At 39.1% G+C, this 19,686-nt stretch carries 17 protein-coding genes and 1 riboswitch; of the genes, 6 read left to right on the forward strand and 11 right to left on the reverse strand.

All coding sequences use genetic code 11. From position 1 onward, the window contains the following. Nucleotides 1-182: 182 nt before the first annotated feature. From KFO35_RS10500 to rpsO, 4 genes are all read right to left on the reverse strand, one after another. The gene (locus KFO35_RS10500) at nucleotides 183-2,174 is read right to left on the reverse strand and encodes a KUP/HAK/KT family potassium transporter (protein WP_002315557.1); all 1,992 of its coding nucleotides are present in this window, start codon (nucleotides 2,172-2,174) and stop codon (nucleotides 183-185) included. Nucleotides 2,175-2,317: 143 nt separating this feature from the next. Beyond that, entirely contained in the window at nucleotides 2,318-2,584 is a 267-nt protein-coding gene (locus KFO35_RS10505) for a GlsB/YeaQ/YmgE family stress response membrane protein (RefSeq protein ID WP_002293441.1), read from the reverse strand. 323 nt (nucleotides 2,585-2,907) lie between these two features. Next, nucleotides 2,908-5,034, reverse strand: a complete 2,127-nt coding sequence (gene pnp, locus KFO35_RS10510; RefSeq protein WP_002309766.1) for a polyribonucleotide nucleotidyltransferase — start codon at nucleotides 5,032-5,034, stop codon at nucleotides 2,908-2,910. Nucleotides 5,035-5,221: 187 nt separating this feature from the next. Beyond that, the gene (gene rpsO, locus KFO35_RS10515) at nucleotides 5,222-5,491 is read right to left on the reverse strand and encodes a 30S ribosomal protein S15 (RefSeq protein ID WP_002289282.1); all 270 of its coding nucleotides are present in this window, start codon (nucleotides 5,489-5,491) and stop codon (nucleotides 5,222-5,224) included. 249 nt (nucleotides 5,492-5,740) lie between these two features. Between rpsO and def the strand changes: the two genes are divergently transcribed. After that, nucleotides 5,741-6,304: a peptide deformylase gene (def, locus tag KFO35_RS10520; protein ID WP_002293455.1), complete on the forward strand. Its 564-nt coding sequence runs from the start codon at nucleotides 5,741-5,743 to the stop codon at nucleotides 6,302-6,304. Nucleotides 6,305-6,422: 118 nt separating this feature from the next. Here the strand turns inward: def and KFO35_RS10525 are convergent, their stop codons facing one another. From KFO35_RS10525 to KFO35_RS10540, 4 genes are all read right to left on the reverse strand, one after another. Beyond that, nucleotides 6,423-7,946: a hypothetical protein gene (locus KFO35_RS10525; protein ID WP_156271916.1), complete on the reverse strand. Its 1,524-nt coding sequence runs from the start codon at nucleotides 7,944-7,946 to the stop codon at nucleotides 6,423-6,425. A 140-nt stretch (nucleotides 7,947-8,086) separates the two neighbouring features. Beyond that, on the reverse strand, nucleotides 8,087-8,608 hold the full coding sequence (locus KFO35_RS10530) for a transcription repressor NadR (RefSeq protein WP_002341084.1): 522 nt from the start codon (nucleotides 8,606-8,608) through the stop codon (nucleotides 8,087-8,089). Nucleotides 8,609-8,610: 2 nt separating this feature from the next. Then, nucleotides 8,611-9,453: a chorismate mutase gene (locus KFO35_RS10535; protein ID WP_156271918.1), complete on the reverse strand. Its 843-nt coding sequence runs from the start codon at nucleotides 9,451-9,453 to the stop codon at nucleotides 8,611-8,613. Further along, nucleotides 9,446-10,171 (reverse strand): NAD-dependent protein deacylase, encoded by a 726-nt coding sequence (locus KFO35_RS10540; protein WP_002315553.1) that lies wholly within the window; start codon nucleotides 10,169-10,171, stop codon nucleotides 9,446-9,448. The genes KFO35_RS10535 and KFO35_RS10540 overlap by 8 nt, the downstream gene beginning before the upstream one ends. A 175-nt stretch (nucleotides 10,172-10,346) precedes the next feature. Here KFO35_RS10540 and KFO35_RS10545 point away from each other — a divergent pair, with 175 nt between their 5' ends. The 4 genes from KFO35_RS10545 (at nucleotide 10,347) to KFO35_RS10560 (ending at nucleotide 15,073) form a co-directional block, all read left to right on the forward strand. Further along, nucleotides 10,347-10,643 (forward strand): hypothetical protein, encoded by a 297-nt coding sequence (locus tag KFO35_RS10545; RefSeq protein ID WP_002293448.1) that lies wholly within the window; start codon nucleotides 10,347-10,349, stop codon nucleotides 10,641-10,643. Nucleotides 10,644-10,898: 255 nt separating this feature from the next. Then, nucleotides 10,899-11,073, forward strand: a riboswitch (Lysine riboswitch). A gap of 137 nt (nucleotides 11,074-11,210) precedes the next feature. After that, nucleotides 11,211-12,803: an ABC transporter permease subunit gene (locus tag KFO35_RS10550; protein ID WP_002329735.1), complete on the forward strand. Its 1,593-nt coding sequence runs from the start codon at nucleotides 11,211-11,213 to the stop codon at nucleotides 12,801-12,803. A gap of 12 nt (nucleotides 12,804-12,815) precedes the next feature. Next, nucleotides 12,816-13,556, forward strand: a complete 741-nt coding sequence (locus tag KFO35_RS10555) for an amino acid ABC transporter ATP-binding protein (protein WP_002293446.1) — start codon at nucleotides 12,816-12,818, stop codon at nucleotides 13,554-13,556. 167 nt (nucleotides 13,557-13,723) lie between these two features. Beyond that, nucleotides 13,724-15,073 carry an amino acid permease gene (locus tag KFO35_RS10560; RefSeq protein WP_002293445.1) on the forward strand — a complete coding sequence of 450 codons (1,350 nt, stop codon included), beginning with the start codon at nucleotides 13,724-13,726 and terminating at the stop codon, nucleotides 15,071-15,073. A 506-nt stretch (nucleotides 15,074-15,579) separates the two neighbouring features. Here KFO35_RS10560 and KFO35_RS10565 read toward each other — a convergent pair. Further along, nucleotides 15,580-16,170, reverse strand: coding sequence for a TMEM175 family protein (locus KFO35_RS10565; RefSeq protein WP_002315551.1), 591 nt, complete (start codon nucleotides 16,168-16,170; stop codon nucleotides 15,580-15,582). 146 nt (nucleotides 16,171-16,316) lie between these two features. Here KFO35_RS10565 and brnQ point away from each other — a divergent pair, with 146 nt between their 5' ends. Continuing rightward, a complete protein-coding gene (gene brnQ / locus KFO35_RS10570; RefSeq protein WP_002315550.1) occupies nucleotides 16,317-17,669 on the forward strand; it encodes a branched-chain amino acid transport system II carrier protein in 1,353 nt (450 codons plus the stop codon). An 872-nt stretch (nucleotides 17,670-18,541) separates the two neighbouring features. Here the strand turns inward: brnQ and KFO35_RS10575 are convergent. Further along, on the reverse strand, nucleotides 18,542-19,228 hold the full coding sequence (locus KFO35_RS10575; protein ID WP_002315549.1) for a hypothetical protein: 687 nt from the start codon (nucleotides 19,226-19,228) through the stop codon (nucleotides 18,542-18,544). Nucleotides 19,229-19,319: 91 nt separating this feature from the next. Further along, nucleotides 19,320-19,686, reverse strand: a 367-nt coding sequence (locus KFO35_RS10580) for a hypothetical protein (RefSeq protein WP_244653258.1), incomplete at its 5' end; no start/stop codon positions are given.

The following is a 19,686-nucleotide window of genomic DNA, read 5'->3' on the forward strand; positions in this document are numbered from 1 at the left end:
TTTTCTACAAAAAGATTGAAAATAATGCGTATTTATATTAGGAATAAAAAAGGAGATGTGGCTGAAAAATGCCACATCTCCTTCTTACTCAAAAGCATCGCATTACTTGTTGCTAAACAGCTTTTTCATGATCTCTGATAAAAACGGTATTCAAAAGCTGAATTCAGATCAAAGCGCTACTTTCACAATCGCTCTTTCAACCATGTTTTCCGAGTATTTCCAATGATAAGCGGAACAGTTTCATGTTTTACTTCACTGTACTCTAGCCCAAACCATGTTTCTGGCGAGGTAGCGATTTTTTTGATTGCCAGTTTTGCCTGCATGATTTGACGCTGCCATTTTCCTAGAGTTGTCACATTGGAGACTACTTCATCAATCAGGACAAATTGGAAATCGCCAACTTCCCGTCCTGGTGTCAGAGAGTATCTTTGTGGCTGTTTTGGCAAACGGCCTTGTTTCATCAAATCATGGATGACTTGGCGAACATATACGTTGATTTCCTGTTGGACCCTGAAACCTAAGAACAGATTCACTTGGACAATAAAGTCGGTGCCCATCATATCTACTTGATATTCTTTCGTATATGGCTCATCCGTCACTTCCACATGAACAAACCAATAGACTCGTGCTCTTTTAGGTCGCTTATCTAAAATCGAATAGATGAACTGTCGTCCCACTTTATCTTCAGCCATATCAGGAACCAGAAAGACAACATTCGTCTGATAGATTGGTAAAGAAGTATCATCACGTAATTCTTTAAGCTGAGGGATATAATCTCTCAAAGACACATCCTCAGTTGACGATTCGCGGATGATGTTTCCTTGTTCCCAAATGAACATCACAACTAAGATGATCAAACCAATCAGAACGGCTACAAAACCGCCACGGAAGAATTTGACGACACTTGAGATAAAGAAAACGACTTCTATTGCACCAAAGAAAAAGGTAACTAAATATGCAAACCAACGAGAATGCCCATTTTGGATAAGATAAAAGTAAAGCAGTGCCGTCGTCATCAACATGGTCACCGTTATCGACAGACCATAAGCAGCTTCCATATGATGGGAGGTTCGGAATGTGACAACCACTAAAGAACAGGCGATCCATAGAATCAGATTGACTGCTGGGATATACATTTGCCCGATACTGTTCCCAGGATACATGATCTTTAATCGAGGCAGCAGTTTCAACTTGATGGCTTCCGAAACCAGCGTAAACGAGCCTGTAATCAATGCTTGCGAAGCAATCACCGCAGCAACTGTTGCAAAAGCAACGCCAATCACGATCCAACTTTGAGGCATCATTTGGAAGAATGGATTCAGGTTCTTGATTTGCTGTGCTTCAGGGTTTTGATAAACATTCAATAACCATGCAGCCTGCCCAAAATAATTGATAACCAAACAAATTTTGACGTAAGGCCAGCTCAAACGAATATTTCGTTTGCCGACATGTCCAAGATCGGAATAAAGCGCCTCTGCACCTGTCGTAGCCAAGAAAATATTTCCAAGAATGAACAAGCCTAGTTTGTTATCTGCACTAAAAAGCAGCTGGATTGCGTAATAAGGGTTTAATGCACGGATAACTGTCCAATCCTGGCTAAAATTCAGCAACCCCATTACTCCTAAAAAAGTAAACCAAGCGAACATGATTGGTCCGAATGCTTTTCCGACAATATCTGTCCCAAAGCGTTGGACCATGAATAAGACAAAAATAATAACTAAAGTGATAATGACGATCACATTCTGGTTATTACCGAACCGGTCAAAAAACTGCGGAATTCCCCGCAATCCTTCAATCGCAGTCGTTACCGTCACAGCAGGGGTCAATACCCCATCCGCTAGTAAGGCAGCTCCTCCGATCATTGCAGGAATGATCAAATATTTCCCACCTTTTCGGACAAGTGTGTAGAGTGAGAAAATTCCACCTTCCCCATGGTTATCTGCATTCAATGCAATCACGACATATTTGATCGTTGTTAGTAGAGTCAATGTCCAAAAAATCAATGAGACTGATCCGATAACAAAATCAGGATTGATTCCTGTCAATCCGCCATTATCTTCAACAATCGATTTCATCACGTAAAGCGGACTTGTCCCGATGTCTCCGTAGACGACTCCCATCGCTACAAGCAGGCCAGCCATTGATATTTTTTTGGTATTGTGCGTTGTTGCCACGTTTTCCCCCCATTTCTTGTTATATGGATATCCTTTAGGTAAGCTTGAATGATAGACGATATTCTTATCCATGACACCCGCTTTCCTAAATTGCTTCTAATTATCCAAGTAACACACTGAAGTGTCAACTTATTTGAATAAAATTATTCTTTCTTTGGTCGTTCCCTGATACGTCTTGCCACAAATGAATAAAGAGCAAGGCAAAAAATTGCACCCAATAATGCTGGGATCAAATAAAAACCGCCAAGTTCCGGTCCAAGCGGCCCTAGTAAAAATTCGCCAAGCCAGCTGCCTAAAAAGCCGATAATGATATTTCCAGATACACCACCTGGGACTTCCTTTCCCAAAATGGCACCAGCTATCAAACCTAACACACCGCCGATAAACAACGACCATAAAAAGTTCAGCATAGCCTTCCCCTCCTTCGTCCCTTTATCTCACTTTTATTTTACGCTTTATTTAGAAGGACTCCAAAAATATGCACCAAGAAATTTCAGCAAAAAGAGGTTGTGACAGAAGTGGTCAGCTTCAAGAAATAAGAAGGAATTTACGAAAATTGCTTCTTAAATTTTTGTGAAATTTCGGCTTATTTCCGAAGAAGCTACTTCTGGAACACCGTTTATTCGCAAAAAAGGACTGTGACAGTTTTTTGTCACAGTCCCCTTTTTTCGAATAATTGTTGTTCTCCTGCCAATTTCTTGATCACAAGACACAATATTCATAAGAATTAAAATTATTTTGCTTCGTTTTTCGTTGAACCATCTTCATTCAACATTGCTTTTCTTGACAGATTTACGCGTCCTTGTTTATCAATTTCAGTTACTTTCACAAGGATCTCATCACCTAGCTTAACAACATCTTCGACTTTATTGACACGATCGTTTGCCAATTGAGAAATATGGACAAGTCCATCTTTTCCTTTGATCAAGTTGACGAATGCACCGAATTTTTCGATACGGACAACTTTCCCTAGATAAACTTCACCGACTTTGACTTCTTTTGTCAGATCTTCGATGATCTTGATGGCTTTTTTGATCATTTCTGCATCAGCAGAAGCAATACTTACTTTTCCATCTTGATCGATATCGATTTTTACACCCGTTTCATCGATGATTCCATTGATCGTGTCTCCGCCTTTACCGATGACGTCTTTGATTTTAGCAGGTTCGATCTGGATCATTTCGATTTTTGGTGCATATTGGCTTAATTCTTCACGTGGAGCAGCAATCGTTGAAGTCAATTCTTCTAAGATTTCCATACGTGCTTGTTTTGCTTGCGTCAATGCTTCAGTTAGGATTTGTTCTGTGATTCCTTGGATCTTGATATCCATCTGCAAAGCAGTGATCCCATCTTTTGTACCGGCAACCTTAAAGTCCATATCGCCAAGATGATCTTCCAACCCTTGGATATCTGTTAAGATCGTATAGTTCTCACCATCAGAAACAAGTCCCATCGCAATACCGGCAACAGGTGCTTTGATTGGTACCCCTGCATCCATCAATGCTAACGTGCCAGCACAGATACTTGCTTGGGAAGAAGAACCATTTGATTCCAATACTTCTGCTACCAAGCGGATCGTATAAGGAAATTCTTCTTCTGAAGGGATTACTTGTGCCAATGCACGTTCTCCTAATGCGCCATGTCCGATTTCCCGACGACCTGGAGATCCTGCACGTCCTGTAGAACCAACAGAAAATTGAGGGAAATTGTAGTGGTGGATGAATCGTTTGCTGACTTCAACCCCTAGACCGTCAATGATTTGGTGTTCTCCTAAAGGTGCGAGTGTACAAGCAGATAAAGCTTGTGTTTGTCCTCGTGTGAACAATCCTGAACCATGTACACGTGGCAATAAGCTGACTTCTGATGACAATGGACGGATTTCATCCAATTTACGCCCGTCAGGACGGATTTTATCGATGGTAATCAATTCACGTACGACATCTTTTTCCAAATCTTCCGTGATTTGTTTGACTTCTTTCAATAAGTGATCTTCATCTTCGTGACCTGCAAATTTCTCAGCGTAAGCTTCACGAATATCGAGTTTCACTTGCTCAATGTTCTCTTCGCGAGCAAGTTTTTCTTCGGTCATTACTGCTGCTTTCATTGTAGCGTAAGAAGCATCAAAGATTTCTTTTTTCAATACTTCATCAACTTGCAGTAAAGTGACTTCCATTTTTTCTTTTCCTACTGCTTGAACGATTTCTTCTTGGAAAGCAACTAATTCTTTGATAGCGTCAAAACCAAACAGCAATGCACCAAGCATGTCTTCTTCTGAAACTTCTTTCGCGCCACTTTCAACCATGTTGATCGCTTGTTTCGTACCAGCAACAGTCAATTCGATATCTGTTTGTTCTGCTTGCTCTACCGTTGGATTCAAGACATATTCACCATTTACACGACCAACTTCTACACCTGCGATTGGACCATCAAATGGAATATCTGAGATTGATAGTGCTAAAGAAGAACCTAACATCGCTGCCATAGCTGGTGAACAGTCAGTTTCTACACTCATCACGATGTTCGTTACTTGGACTTCATTACGGAAGCCTTCCGCAAACATTGGGCGAATCGGACGGTCGATCAAACGGGCAGTCAATGTTGCTTCTGTACTTGGACGACCTTCTCGTTTGATGAAACCTCCAGGGATTTTCCCTGCTGCATACATTTTTTCTTCATAATTGATCGTTAATGGGAAAAAGTCTGTATCTTTTGCTTCTTTAGAGGCCACAGCTGCACTTAAGACCACTGTATCTCCATAACGGACTAAAACGGCTCCGTTTGCTTGTTTTGCTAGCTGACCGACTTCGATTTGTAAGGGACGGCCGCCCCATGTCGTTTTGAATACTTGTTTTTCTGACATAACTTCTCCTTTTCCTTCTCGTGAAAGCAAGACGCTACTAAACAAATGAAAACTGCTGAAAGCCGTTTTTTGAGCAGCTTTCATTTGGTTAGTAGGAGTCCATCTAGCTTGATCACGGAATTTTGCTTAATTGATATACGAGTAAAAAAAGTGAGATTCATGTGAATCCCACTCTTTTTGACTAAAATTAACGACGCAAGCCTAAACGTTTGATCAATTCGCGGTAACGTTGAACGTCAGTTTTACGTAAGTAAGCTAACAAGTTACGACGGTGACCAACTTTTTTCATTAGGCCGCGGTATGAATGATGGTCTTTTTTGTGCACGCGTGCATGTTCATTCAAGTGGTTGATTTCTTCAGTTAATACAGCGATTTGTACTTCTGGAGAACCAGTATCCCCTTCATGGCGAGCATATTCGTTGATGATTTCATTCTTGCGTTCTTTTGAAATTGCCATTTCTTTCACCTCTTTCGATTATTCCCCTGCGACTGAGTAAAACGTTGGTGATTCGCTTAACCAAGTGGCAGGCCGTGCGCCTAGAGCACACAGCTATACTTTACCTGAAACCGGGCTGGAAATCAAGTGGTTAATCATTAAGAAAAAGTAGTTTTCAAACAATCTTACTACTACTTTTCCATTTTTGTGGTAAACTATAATGCGAAAATAGACTTGAATATAGTCTTTTAAGAAAGGGGTACATATTCCATGATTACAATGGATGATATCATTCGTGAAGGAAATCCGACCTTACGCGAAGTAGCAGAAGAAGTTTCTCTTCCATTAAGCGAAGAAGATATCTCTTTAGGAAAAGAGATGCTTGAGTTCTTAAAAAACAGCCAAGATCCAATCAAAGCTGAAGAATTGCACTTACGAGGCGGTGTTGGCTTAGCTGCACCTCAATTAGATATTTCTAAAAGAATCATTGCTGTTCACGTACCAAGTGCAGACCCAGAGGTAGATGAACCTTCTCTAAGTACTGTTATGTATAATCCTAAAATTTTGAGCCATTCTGTTCAAGATGCTTGTTTAGGGGAAGGTGAAGGCTGTTTATCTGTTGACCGAGAAGTACCAGGATATGTCGTTCGCCATGCCAAAATCACTGTGTCTTATTATGATATGAATGGTGAAAAACACAAGATTCGTTTGAAGAATTATGAATCGATCGTCGTTCAACATGAAATCGACCATATCAACGGTGTGATGTTCTATGACCACATCAACGATCAAAATCCATTTGCATTAAAAGAAGGCGTATTGGTGATCGAGTAGAGACTTGGATTGATCCTTCGATTCTATGGCATAAGAAAGCTTTATAAAAGGGAAGTGACAGAAAATCGTCACTTCCCTTTTTATGTTTTGTCACTGACTGAAATCAAAATTACTAAAATCAAAATTCAGCATACGGCTGTGTCTTGGATAGAGATAAATTTTTATTGGGGATTATATGTTTTTTATCTCCTAAAAGATAGCTTTTATGTTTCGTTGCGCCTTCTTGGAGTTGGTTTAACCTCTGTTTTCTTGAATTTAGTGTTGCTATGCCCGTTGTTTGGGTGCGATTGTCTAGAACCTGTCCTGAGTTACTGTCTTGCCGATTTTCCCATGACTTTATTAACTGTCCCACTCGCTTCTTCCCTTGATTTTTATCGGTCTCTTGCTTCAATCCCTCTCTGTTTTCCCAAGAATCTACTTTTACCAACGGTTTTTCTGTTCGTGTATTCATACGCACGTTTTGTTTTGTTGGACTATTTGGTTGCCGATTGTTTGATTGATCATCCGCTTTATGTTGTACATTAGTTGCTGTTATGAAATCTGACAGCGGCTTTTGGTGATGGCGAGAAGCTAAATCAGTTAGTTGCGCTGACTTGTTTGGATGTAACCCTTTCGGCTGAGTCAACTGTTCCACTGGTCTTAGGTCCATGCCAAAGTCTTTGACACATGTTTTCCATAATTCAGGGTTCCTATCCATATACATCTTTTTATCATCTTTCTTGTCTATGCTTTCATCTCTTTCTTTCGAGAAAGGCTTTGTCTGTTCTGATGTAGCAAAATTGATGTTTTCCAGCGGAGTCTCACGTTCTGCCTTTGTATCAGAAGCCTCTTGTTGCCGAGTGATCACTGAATGTTTTTGCTCATTGGATAGGTCTTTTAGTTGTTGGGTGGGTTCCTTCTTAGCTACTTGAGTTGGAGCTAGTGTAAGACACGTTGTTTGACATTCCTCTTGCCACACCGTAGCAAGATCTTCGTCTCTTTCCCAAGGCATCTTTTCAACGAACTCTTTTTGCTCGTTATATAAATAAATCTTCCCCTCTAATCCTTCATTGTTGTGATATACATATCGGAGTACTTGACTAGAGTAGCTTCCTTCCACTCCATTAGCAATGTTACATTCCATCTCGTACACACTTTCTTGCCAATCTTCTACTATCATTATTAATTCAGTAGCATCCACACCACCATCAGCTGCATCCATTGCATGTAAAAATTCTGGATCATAGTAAAGGTTCAACTCAATCACCGGACTTGCTTTCGCTACTTCCACGGCTATTTGTCCTCTCAAGTTGTACAAATAATCATCGAATTTTTTCTTTTCAGAATCAATTGATTCACTATCAAAAGTTATATTCAGATTTTTACAGATATTCTCTAATTTAAGTTCTTCAAACTTTCTGCTAACCTTTTGGAAATCCTCCCATAAAGCCCATTCTTTTGTTTCAGGGGAAAGATATGCCGTAAAGTTTTCAAAGAATTGCTGTTGAATGTTCTTATCAGAAATCTGTGGTGCATGCTTAAACACAGTATCTGTTATAGCAGTTAAATAATTAGTGTAATGTTTTTCTTTGTACTGATCAAATTCCAATCCTTTGTCAATATATAAACTGATTTTTTGTTCTTTCTGTTTATCAGTGTCCATCTTGAACATCTCCTTTTTTCTGACTTGTTAAAAAGTATAGAACAGTTTACTTAAACAAAAAGAACTGCTTTTTCTTGGAAATAAAAAAACTGGCGTTTAAATTCCGCCAGTTCTTCGGTGTTATTTTTTTATGGAGCTTGTCATCCTTCGTACAAGATACCTGCTTCAGCTAGTTTTTGCTTGATTGTTTTCAGCATATGCTTTTCTGGGTAGCGGATCGTATGCAGATGGATTCCTCCTGTGAGTTCGGATAATAAAGAAGCATTGCTTTTTTGATAACGTCTCATAAATGAATCGATGTCTTGTGGCGTTTTAATGTGCAACGTGCCTGTTAGTTCACCGTAAAGCGGATGTTCTACGATCACATCAATGATTTCACCGCCATTTTCAACGATGAGTCTCAACTCTTCTTCTGTTTGATCTTTTCCATGCTGGACCGCGATTTTACTGATATGTCCAGTATTGGTTTCTTCTGTTTCAAGGATATAACCTCTTGCTGTTGCCACGATACTTTTACCTGCCGCTCGTAGTAAAGCAATATCACCGACAATAATCTGACGGCTGACTCCAAAAGTTTTCGCAAACTTGCTAGCACTCACTGGTTTTTCTGTATTTGCCAAGGTTTGCATGATTTGTTTTCGCCGTGCCTCTCCTTCGATCACACTTATTCCTCCTTCATTTTGTTTTGGTATTCGCGCGAGTGTTTCATCAAATCAACATATGTGTCTGTTATTGTTTCCATGTATCCCTTATTTTTCAGCAGTTTAGCCACTTTATCCAATACTTGCTGCTCTCTTTTTTCATCATAAACTGCTTGGTTTCCTTCTTTTTTTACTTGTCCTATTTTAGTTACTGTATCCATTCTTTTTTCTAATAAAGCAACTAATTCTCGATCGATCGTATCGATCTTTTGACGTAATGTTTCAAGAGACTCTTCTAACGGTTCTTCCTCTACTGTCTTGATGATACGAGCAGGATTTCCTGCAATCACTACATTGTCGGGGAAAGATTTGGTCACGACCGAACCTGCGCCGACCACTACATTGTTTCCTAGCGTGACACCCGGCGTGACGATCACGCCTCCGCCTAACCAAACATTATCACCGATTTTTATGGGTTTTGCGTACTCCAAACCACTGTTACGTTTCACTGGATGTAATGGATGTGTTGCCGTATACAGCTGGACATTGGGAGCTAACATGCAGTTATCACCGATTTCGATTGTGCTGACATCTAAAAATGTACAGTTGAAATTTGCATAAAAATTCTCACCGACAAATATATTATATCCGTAATCAAAATTGATAACTGGCTCCATATAGATTTTTTTCCCTGTACGACCAAATGTCTCTTTCAACAATTGGGATCGCAGTTCCGCTGATTCGGCTTGGTTGATGATTTGGCTTTGACTTCTTGCAAACATACGGTCGGCAACCAGCTCAGGATCATTGGCAAAATAAAGCTCGCCTGCAATCATTTTTTCTTTTTCTGTTTTGAATTCAGTCATAGTCTACTCCTAATTCTTGTATTTTTTTGAAAACAACCGCTCCGTCTTCCTGAATAAACGTATAAGGTTCCGCTAAATAAACAGGCGTTTGATTGATTACTAAAATTTTGGCTGACGGTTGGCGAAATTGTACCAGATCACAAAATGGATGAACTTGAAAACTCGTTCCAACAATGACGACCAGCTCTGCTTGGCTGACGGCGTAAGCCGCCTGCTCAATGACTTCATCTTGGAATCCTTCACCATATAACACGATGTTCGGGCGTATTTGTCCGCCGCATGCTTGATGTTTATCGCTGTGAAGATATTCTTTCCAGTCTACTGTTTGCTTACATTTTCGACAATGACATTGATACAAACTTCCATGAAAATTGACGAGTTGCGGGCTTTTAGCTTTCGCGTGCAACCCGTCGATATTTTGCGAAACGACCCAGACATTTTTTTCTTTCGCTAAACGTGCCATTTCTAAATGAATAATATTTGGTTTTGCTTCAGGATGATAAATCTTTTTGACAAATTGATAGAATTTATCCGGTTCATTTACCATTGCTTGATGACTCAGCAAGTATTCCGGCTGTTCCATTCCGTGGTAGATTCCTGTCAGTGATCGATAATCTGGCACTCCAGAAGGTGTGGATACCCCAGCACCGGTCAAAAACGTGATTTTCTGATGAGTCAATATCTCTTTTGCTGCTTCGTCTACTGTTCCTTGTTTCATGTTTTGTCACCTCACTTTCCATTATAGCCCATACTCCAACAAATTTATTGTTGAAAAGTGTGAAAAATAGGAATAAAAAAGTGTGAGGTACATTTGAACAATTTATCACAATCCTCACTGACAAAAGAATGAAAACGTGTTACAATACTGCTGTATAAAAGTGAGGTGAATCGATATGTTACCATTCTTTATTTACTGGGGCGTTATTCTGGCTTGCATCGCCTGGTTAGCGTTAAGTGTTTATTTCTCTGTTTTTTACCTTGTACGCAAAGAAAATGGAAATCTTTGGGCTTTTGCTTTATTCAACGTGATTGCCGCCATTGTTTTAGCCATTACATTAGCCGTTTATCGAACATGGGGCTGGGGAATCACTCAATACTCAAGTTTGATTTATCTAATATTAGCCATTTACGGTGTCGTTGTTCTTTTGCAAGCGATCCTAGGACGCGAGCCAAAGAAAGCGGCTGCTTAAATAATCGAGGTGGAACTGGATGCAGAAAATTTTCTGTTTCAGTTCTTTTTTTATTGTGTTACATACATTTTTGTGTATAATTATACTATTGTTTGTAATGGATAGATGATTCACATTGTGATTGTTTTTTCGGTAAAAGTAAAGTTTTCTATATTTATCAGTATTTTTTCAAAAAACAGCAGTTATAGATTGACAAAGCCTCTCGAGTATCGTAAACTTTTTTTGTATAAATAACTGAATACGAGATGCCTCAATCAATGAGGTAGAGGTCGCGAGAATCATTAACCCTGTGGAGTGAAGCAAACATGGAGAAGCAGGAATAGGGAGGATCGCCGAAATGTACACTTTTTTGCTTGAAGTGTATGTTGGGACGCAAGTTAAGAGCTTGCGGACTGTCTTAGCAGTGATGCTAAGTTGCGCTATGTTTTGTGAGAGGTTTATCACCTTATGGAATTTTAGCGGCCTTTTTATATCTATAAATCGGTCGCTTTTTATTTTTTCAGATAAAGCTTTACCGCATTTCATCTAGACCGCTCGTGTATCATATAATCAGAAAGGGAGAAAAAAATGAAAAAAAATATGGTTTCAGTTGCCGTACTATTTGCTTTTGTCTTCTCACTATTCAGTGTGGGGTCTCTGGCAAATGCAGATGAAAAAACACCGAGCGATGAGTTTCGCGTAGGTATGGAGGCTGGGTATGCACCCTTCAACTGGTCTCAACAAACAGATGAGAATAACGCCTTGCCAATCCAAGGCCAAAATAGTTACGCCGGCGGTTATGATGTTCAAATCGCTAAAAAAGTAGCAGATGGTTTAGGGAAAAAATTAGTCATCGTCCAAACAAAATGGGATGGTCTGGCTCCTGCTCTTCAATCAGGCAAGATCGATGCGATCATCGCCGGAATGAGCCCTACTGCTGAACGACGAAAAGAAATTGATTTTACCGATCCTTATTATGAATCCCAATTAGTAGTAGTAGTCCAGAAAGATGGCAAATACGCAAAGGCAAAAAGTTTAGCAGATCTTTCTGGAGCAAAGATCACTGCTCAGTTAAATACCTTCCATTATACTGTGATCGATCAGATACCGGATGTGCAGAAACAACAAGCAATGGATAATTTCTCAGCCATGAGAACAGCGTTAGCTTCTGGAATGATCGATGGTTATGTCAGCGAACGTCCGGAAGGTGTAACGGCAACTAGTGTGAACAAAGACTTGGAGATGCTCGAATTCAGCGGTGCAGATGGCTTCCAGACAAACCCGGAAGATGTTCAGATTTCTGTTGGTATGCGTAAAGGCGACCCGGATATCCAAAAAGTAAACCAGATTCTTTCTGGCATCTCTAACGATGAACGAACAAAAATCATGGACCAAGCAGTCAAAGATCAGCCTGCTGCAACTGATAGTGAAGAAAAAACCGGCATCATTTCTGACTTCACTACGATTTGGAAACAATACGGCAATATGTTCTTACGAGGTGCTGGACTTACCTTGTTCATCGCATTGATCGGGACAGTTGTCGGTACCACACTTGGATTACTGATTGGTGTCTTCCGTTCGGTACCTGAATCAGGAAATGCACTGACTCGCTTCTTCCAAAAAATCGGAAATGCACTTCTTTCTATCTATGTCGAAATATTCCGCGGAACACCGATGATGGTACAAGCAATGGTCATCTTCTACGGTCTGGCACTCGCTTTTGGTATTTCGTTGAATCGAACGATTGCCGCTTTGTTTATCGTCTCTCTCAATACTGGAGCTTACATGACAGAGATCGTCCGTGGGGGGATTTTTGCAGTAGATGAAGGACAGTTCGAAGCTGCGCAAGCCATTGGTATGACCCATGGCCAAACGATGAGAAAAGTTGTTATTCCACAAGTTTTACGGAATATCTTGCCGGCAACGGGGAATGAATTTGTTATCAATATCAAAGATACAGCCGTTTTAAGTGTAATCGGCGTAGCTGATTTGTTCTTCCAAGGGAACTCTGCTTCCGGTGCGAATTTCCAATTCTTCCAAACATTTACGATCGTCGGGATCATCTACTTAGTCATGACCTTTACGATCACCAGAATCCTGCGTGCGGTAGAAAAGAAAATCGATGGCCCTTCTGCTTACACAAAGCTTGAAGAAATCGACAATTCAAATTTGCAGGAATAAGGAGGAAGAATCATGAGTGAAAAAATTATTGAAATCAACCATCTAAGAAAAAGCTTCGGTGAAAATGAAGTATTGAAAGATATCAGCGTGACAGTCAACAAAGGCGAAGTTGTGACGATCATCGGTTCTTCTGGTTCTGGTAAATCTACTTTCTTGCGCTGTATCAATTTACTAGAAAAACCAACAGGCGGCGAGATCATTTATAATGGAGAAAATGTATTAGCTCCTAAATATAATTTACCTAAATATCGAACGAATCTAGGTATGGTTTTCCAATCCTTCAATCTCTTCAATAATATGAACGTCTTGGAAAACTGTATGTCTGGACAAACAACTGTCCTGAAACGAGATAAAGAAACTGCCAAAAAAGTAGCAATCGAAAATCTGGAAAAAGTTGGTATGGATCGTTATGTCGAAGCTAAACCAGCACAATTGTCTGGCGGGCAGAAGCAGCGTGTCGCAATTGCTCGAGCATTATCGATGAATCCAGATGTATTGTTATTCGATGAACCTACTTCGGCGTTAGACCCTGAAATGGTTGGTGAAGTGCTTAATACGATCAAAGACTTAGCACATACTGGCTTGACGATGCTTATCGTGACGCATGAGATGGAATTTGCAAAAGATGTATCTGACCGTGTCATTTTTATGGATAAAGGTGTGATTGCAGAAGAAGGTACACCAGAAGATATCTTTGTCCATCCGAAAGAAGAACGTACAAAAGAGTTCCTTTCACGTATTTTAAATGCTTAGGATCAATCGCTGATTGGGACAGAGAGCTGCGGTGTTTACCGCAGTTCTTTTTTTGCGCCTACTCATAAAAGGTAAATTTCTGAAAATTTTGGAATCTTAGTTGTGTTTTTCAGAAAACTCTCTTAATATGGAAGTAATTAAACTTTTTTAGTTAGGATGATTTAAAAATGAATGAAGAGCAAGAACTGCAGCGTGGACTGAAAAATAGACATGTCCAACTGATTTCTATTGGCGGAGCGATTGGAACGGGGCTGTTTTTAGGTTCCGGAAAGTCTATCCAGCTAGCTGGCCCTTCGATATTGCTCGCCTATCTCATCACTGGATGCATCTGTTTTTTCATTATGCGTGCGTTAGGCGAACTTCTGTTATCAAACACTAATAACCATTCTTTTCTGGATTTTGTTGCAGAATATCTTGGTAAAAAAGCGGCTTTCATTACTGGTTGGACGTATTGGTTCTGCTGGGTATCGATTGCAATGGCAGATTTAACAGCCATCGGGATGTATGTTCGCTACTGGGCACCTGGTGTTCCTCAGTGGCTTCCCGAACTGATTGCATTAGGTCTTCTTCTTTGCTTGAATATGGTGGCTGTCTCGTTGTTTGGTGAGTTAGAGTTTTGGTTTGCCTTGATCAAGGTTGTAGCGATCATTGCCTTTATCCTCGTAGGTGCTTATATGATCCTTACCCACTATACGACAGATATTGGCACAGCCAGCATCACGAATCTATGGTCTCATGGCGGATTCTTTCCGACTGGTGCCAAAGGATTCATCTTGGCTTTTCAAATGGTGACCTTTGCTTTTGCTGGGATCGAATTAGTTGGATTAGTCGCTGGGGAAACAGAAAATCCTGAAAAAGTATTGCCGGAAGCTATCAATAATATTCCTATCAGGATCATCTTATTTTACTTAGGTTCTCTTTTTGTCATTATGGCCATCTATCCATGGAATAGCTTGAATCCAGATAATAGTCCATTTGTAGAGGTATTTTCGGAAATTGGGATCACGATTGCTGCATCCTTGATCAATCTAGTCGTATTAAGTGCAGCAGCTTCTGCCTGCAACAGCGCCATATACAGTACAGGACGTATGCTTCGTTCTTTAGCACAAGAAGGCAGTGCTCCTAAAAAATTCAAGAAGTTAACAACACATCATGTTCCAGGAAATGCTTTGACATTTTCTACGATCGTTATTTTCATTTCGGTTATCTTGAATTACGTGATGCCTAGTGAAGTATTCACACTCGTAAGCAGTATTGCCACTACTTGTTTCTTGTTTATTTGGAGTATGCTTGTCTACACGCATATGAAATATCGTAAAAGTATCATCGGCAAAAAAGCACATTCATTTAAAATGCCGCTGTATCCATTGAGTAATTATTTGGTCTTTCTTTATATGGCCTTTGTGTGTGTCGTCTTGTTCCTAGGAAAAGATACGAGAATCGCTTTATTACTGACACCTGTGTGGTTCTTGCTTCTATTACTGATCTATCATATGAAATATGAACGTAAGAAGTAAGAAAGAGGCTGTGACAGAAGTGGTCAGCTTCAAGAAATAAGAAGGAATTGACGAAAATTGCTTCTTAAATTTTTGTGAAATTTCAGCTTATTTCAAAGAAACTACTTCTGGAACACCGTGAACCAGAGGTTGTGAAAAAGACGCTTAGTTTCGAGTAGTAAGAAAAATTTTGTGAAAATGGCTTTCCACATTTTTGCATAGATTTGGCTTAGTACCGAGAAACTGGCTTTTGAACACCGTTTAAGAAAGAGGTCGTGAGCCTGCCGTTTCACTCTGAGTCACAAGGAGCAATTTCAAAAAACAGCTTCTCATGTTTGTTGAATATTGTGACTTGTGACCGAGGAGTTGGCAGGAGAACACCGTTTATTCGGAAAAAGGGCTGTGACAAGATTTTTGTCACAGCCTTCTCATGTTTGTTGAATATTGTGACTTGTGACCGAGGAGTTGGCAGGAGAACACCGTTTATTCGGAAAAAGGGCTGTGACAAGATTTTTGTCACAGCCTTTTTATTTTCCCGGAAACAACCGCTGATAATAGGCATCTGCTTTTTTATAGGAAAAAATCCAAATACCAGATACGAAAAAACGTCCGAATAACCCAATCATCGGTACAAAAAAGATACCGGCAATCAAACATAAGTTAATAAACATGGAGATAAAACTTCGATGGTCCTTTGACAAAACTCTCACAACATGGGAATCTGGTTTATTTGCTTTCATGATTTGCCTCATCAATATACCAAAAGAAAAACTCCACATCGTGTATACTAAGACATAAGCCATCTCAGGCCAAAAAGCTTCAGGGTTACGCCCGACCCAACTAGTAACGGAAGGACATAAGGTCAGCCAGAAGAGCCAAAAGATATTCGACCAGACCACTCGGTAATTGATGCGTTCTGCCATCTGGAATATACGATGATGGTTCACCCAGATTACCGCAACAAATATAAAACTGATTGCATAAGCTAATAATGTATTTCGGATGACCCACAAAGAATGAAAACCAGATGGATCAGGAATCTTGATGTCTAATACAAGAACTGTCAAAACGATGGCCACTACTCCATCAGTAAATGCTTCTAATCTCGACTTTGTCACGATGATTCCTCCTCAGATGATTCAGCGCTTTTATTTTATCACTTATGTTATTAAATAACCATTGTTTTATATAGGAAATTTTCTGAAAATTGTTGCATATTTTTCGAAATTTTGTTACTTTTAAAAAAACCGTAAAGGAGTTATGTATGACAAAAAAATTATCAGTTAAAGACTATCTTTTTATAGGCTCCATGCTTTTCGGTCTATTTTTTGGTGCTGGAAATCTTATCTTTCCCGTTCATTTGGGTCAAGAAGCAGGCGCTGCTACCTTTTGGGCGAATCTAGGTTTCTTGGTTACCGGTATCGGTCTTCCCTTCTTAGGGGTGATTGCCATTGGTGTATCGAAAAGCTCAGGTGTATATGAATTAGCAAAACGGATAAATCAAACATATGCGATGGTTTTTACCATCTTGCTTTACTTAGTTATCGGACCGTTTTTTGCTTTACCTCGCCTTGCGACCACATCTTTCGAGATTGGTTTAGCACCATTTATCGATCCTAGCAGACAGACGCTATATCTAGCAATTTTCAGTATTGTATTTTTTGTGCTGGCTTGGTGGTTTTCAAGAAAACCGACAAAGATATTAGATTATGTTGGAAAATTCCTGAATCCTGCATTTTTGGTTTTATTAGGGGCATTGCTTCTCCTTGCTTTTTTGAATCCATTAGGCTCTGTCAATCAAGCGCCTATTCAGCCAAATTACCAAGACCATGCTTTTTTCACAGGATTTACTCAAGGATATAACACATTAGATGCGCTTGCTGCTTTAGCATTTGGAATCATCATCGTTACGACGATTCAAAACATGGGTGTAACAAAACCTGCTGAAATTGCTAAAGACACGATCAAATCTGGTGCGATCAGCATTATATTGATGGGAATCATTTATACTTTGCTCGCTTATTTAGGTGCTATGAGCTTAGGTAGCTTTGCTCTAAGTGAAAACGGCGGAATTACGCTGGCTCAGATTGCTGATCATTATTTAGGCACTTATGGAAGTATCTTATTAGCATTCATCGTTATATTAGCTTGTTTGAAGACTGGTATTGGTTTGATTACAGCTTTTGCAGAAACATTCACGGATTTGTTCCCGCAAAGAAATTACGCCTTTTTTGTTGCACTTGCCAGTATCCTTCCCTGTTTAGCGGCAAATGTAGGCTTGACGAATATCATTCAATTTTCGTTGCCTGTTTTGATGTTCATCTATCCATTAGCAATGACATTGATTCTGTTAGTGTTGGTTGGTCCTTTGTTTAAGCAGCGTACAGCTGTTTATCGAATGACTACCTATTTTACATTGATTGCTTCGATTTTTGATGGGTTGAATGCCTGCCCAGAATCTATCAAGCAAACCCCTATCGTTCAAAATCTTTTATATGTTGCGGAAAGCTACTTGCCGTTTTTCAAATTGGGGATGGGATGGATCGTGCCAGCAGTTATCGGTTTTGTTATCGGCCTGATTTGGAGTTTCGCTAAGAAAGAAGAAGTATTGGATTGATAAAAGAGGTTGTCTCTTGAACACTTTTTAAGAAAGAGTTTGCGAAAAAGCTCTCACAAAAATTGCGACGAGTAATCGCAGGATCAATAAAAAGCAAAAGGTCTGTGACAAAAGTCTTGTCACAGACCTTTTTTTCCGAATAAACGGTGTTCAAAAGCCAGTTTCTCGGTATTAAGCCAAATTTATGCAAAAATGTGGAAAGCCATTTTCACAAAATTTTTCTTACTACTCGAAACTAAGCGACTTTTTCACAACCTCTGATTCATGGTGTTCCAGAAGTAGCTTCTTCGAAAAATAAGCCGAAATTCTACAAAAATTTGAGAAGCAATTTTCGTCAATTCCTTCTTATTTCTTGAAGCTGACCACTTCAGTCACAACCTCTTTTTTATAAATAAAGTTATTTTTACATATTAAAAAAGCAAACATTAAATAACGTTAATTTCAAAAAAAATAAATTCCTCCCTTCTTTTTCTTTATCAGTTACGTGAACGATTATGCGTCCAAAACAAACGATTATTTGACATAACTACTGTCTTCCATGAGAATACACGAAGGAAACACCAATAATATAAAAAACTTTTTTTAAATCGATTTTTTCTATTACGCCTTGTACTCTTTCGTTTTTTCAAGAATAATTAAATGTGTAAGCTAATAGGAATGTACGGAGGTATATATTCAATCGTCATAATCATATTGTCTCCGCTAGAGTGATTATTAAAAAAACTGAGACTATCGTTCGAAAAAATAGAAGATACTATATTTTAACCACTTTTCCAGATTTAGAAAGGCAATTACAAAAAACCCGCGTTGCGGGTTTTTTATTTTGATACATTTTATATTCAGTAATATTAGCTAACTCTTACAAATATAAACTAATCCGTCGTTGAAGCACCAATGACAACCATCCTCTTTTCTAACGAGTCATAAATCGTCCACATATGCGCTCCACGGCATCCTCTCCCAGATGTGAAATAACTAGACCAACTGTCATTCCAGCTATAGGCTACTAAGTTCTTTTTATTAGGGAACAAATAATTATTCAGCTCTAAATATTCTTCTTTTGTTACATAAAGTCCATAAGATGTTTCAAAAAAAACCTCTTCATAAAGACTTTCTGGTTGAAGCATTTCTTCAAAATCAATGGGAGATGGAATCATTCGCCCTTTATTCAAATAAATTGGGTAACCAGCCACATGATCAAAAGATGTCCAGTCAGTATGTACTAATCTCATTTTTATCGGCTTCTCCGTTCGCCAATAGTTATCTACAGTTCTTTTTAAACTCCGACGCTCACGAAAAGTCATACCCGATGGTTTACCTTTCATTTTTCGCTGTAACCATTTTTGGAATATGAACTCTACAAACGGCATAGGTTTACGTATAGGTTTTGTCCCTCTAACGCCTTTATACCATTCATTATTTACATATTTCATTAATATGATTGCAGCTTCTTGATGGCTATCTAATCCTTGATAATCTGATACAGATAAAATAACATAATCTAAATCTAGAATATACTTCTTGTATAATTGATCTGTTACCTCCTTCAAAAGTTTCATTTTGTCCTCCTCCGATTTTTACTACCTCTCGTTTCATTACATGATGATTTTAAAGATGTAGATTCTCGCTATCTCACTATTATGAAGTAATTCAATCCAATACCAATATAGCATCAAAAACAGTAAATCGCTTTCTTTTTTCGTCATACACTGACCACACATAAGCACCATCCCAATAACGACCATTATTATAATAATTCGTAAATTCATTATTCCAAAGGTAAATATGCAGATGATCTTTATCTGGGAAAAGACGATCATTCAACTGGTTAAATTCTTCTTCCGTTCCTGCCGCTCCTTGAGGCGCATCAAGAAAAGAAGTCCGATAGATACCATCCTCAGCCCATAATGCTTTAGGGGTGACTCTTTTCGCCTTCATCATTTCTTTATTCACATAAATAGGATAATCTTTCATCTTGTCAAAAAATCGGATATCCGTATAGTTGATTTTTTCTTCT

It is taken from the genome of Enterococcus lactis (assembly GCF_015751045.1).
Taxonomy (GTDB): Bacteria; Bacillota; Bacilli; order Lactobacillales; family Enterococcaceae; genus Enterococcus_B; species Enterococcus_B lactis.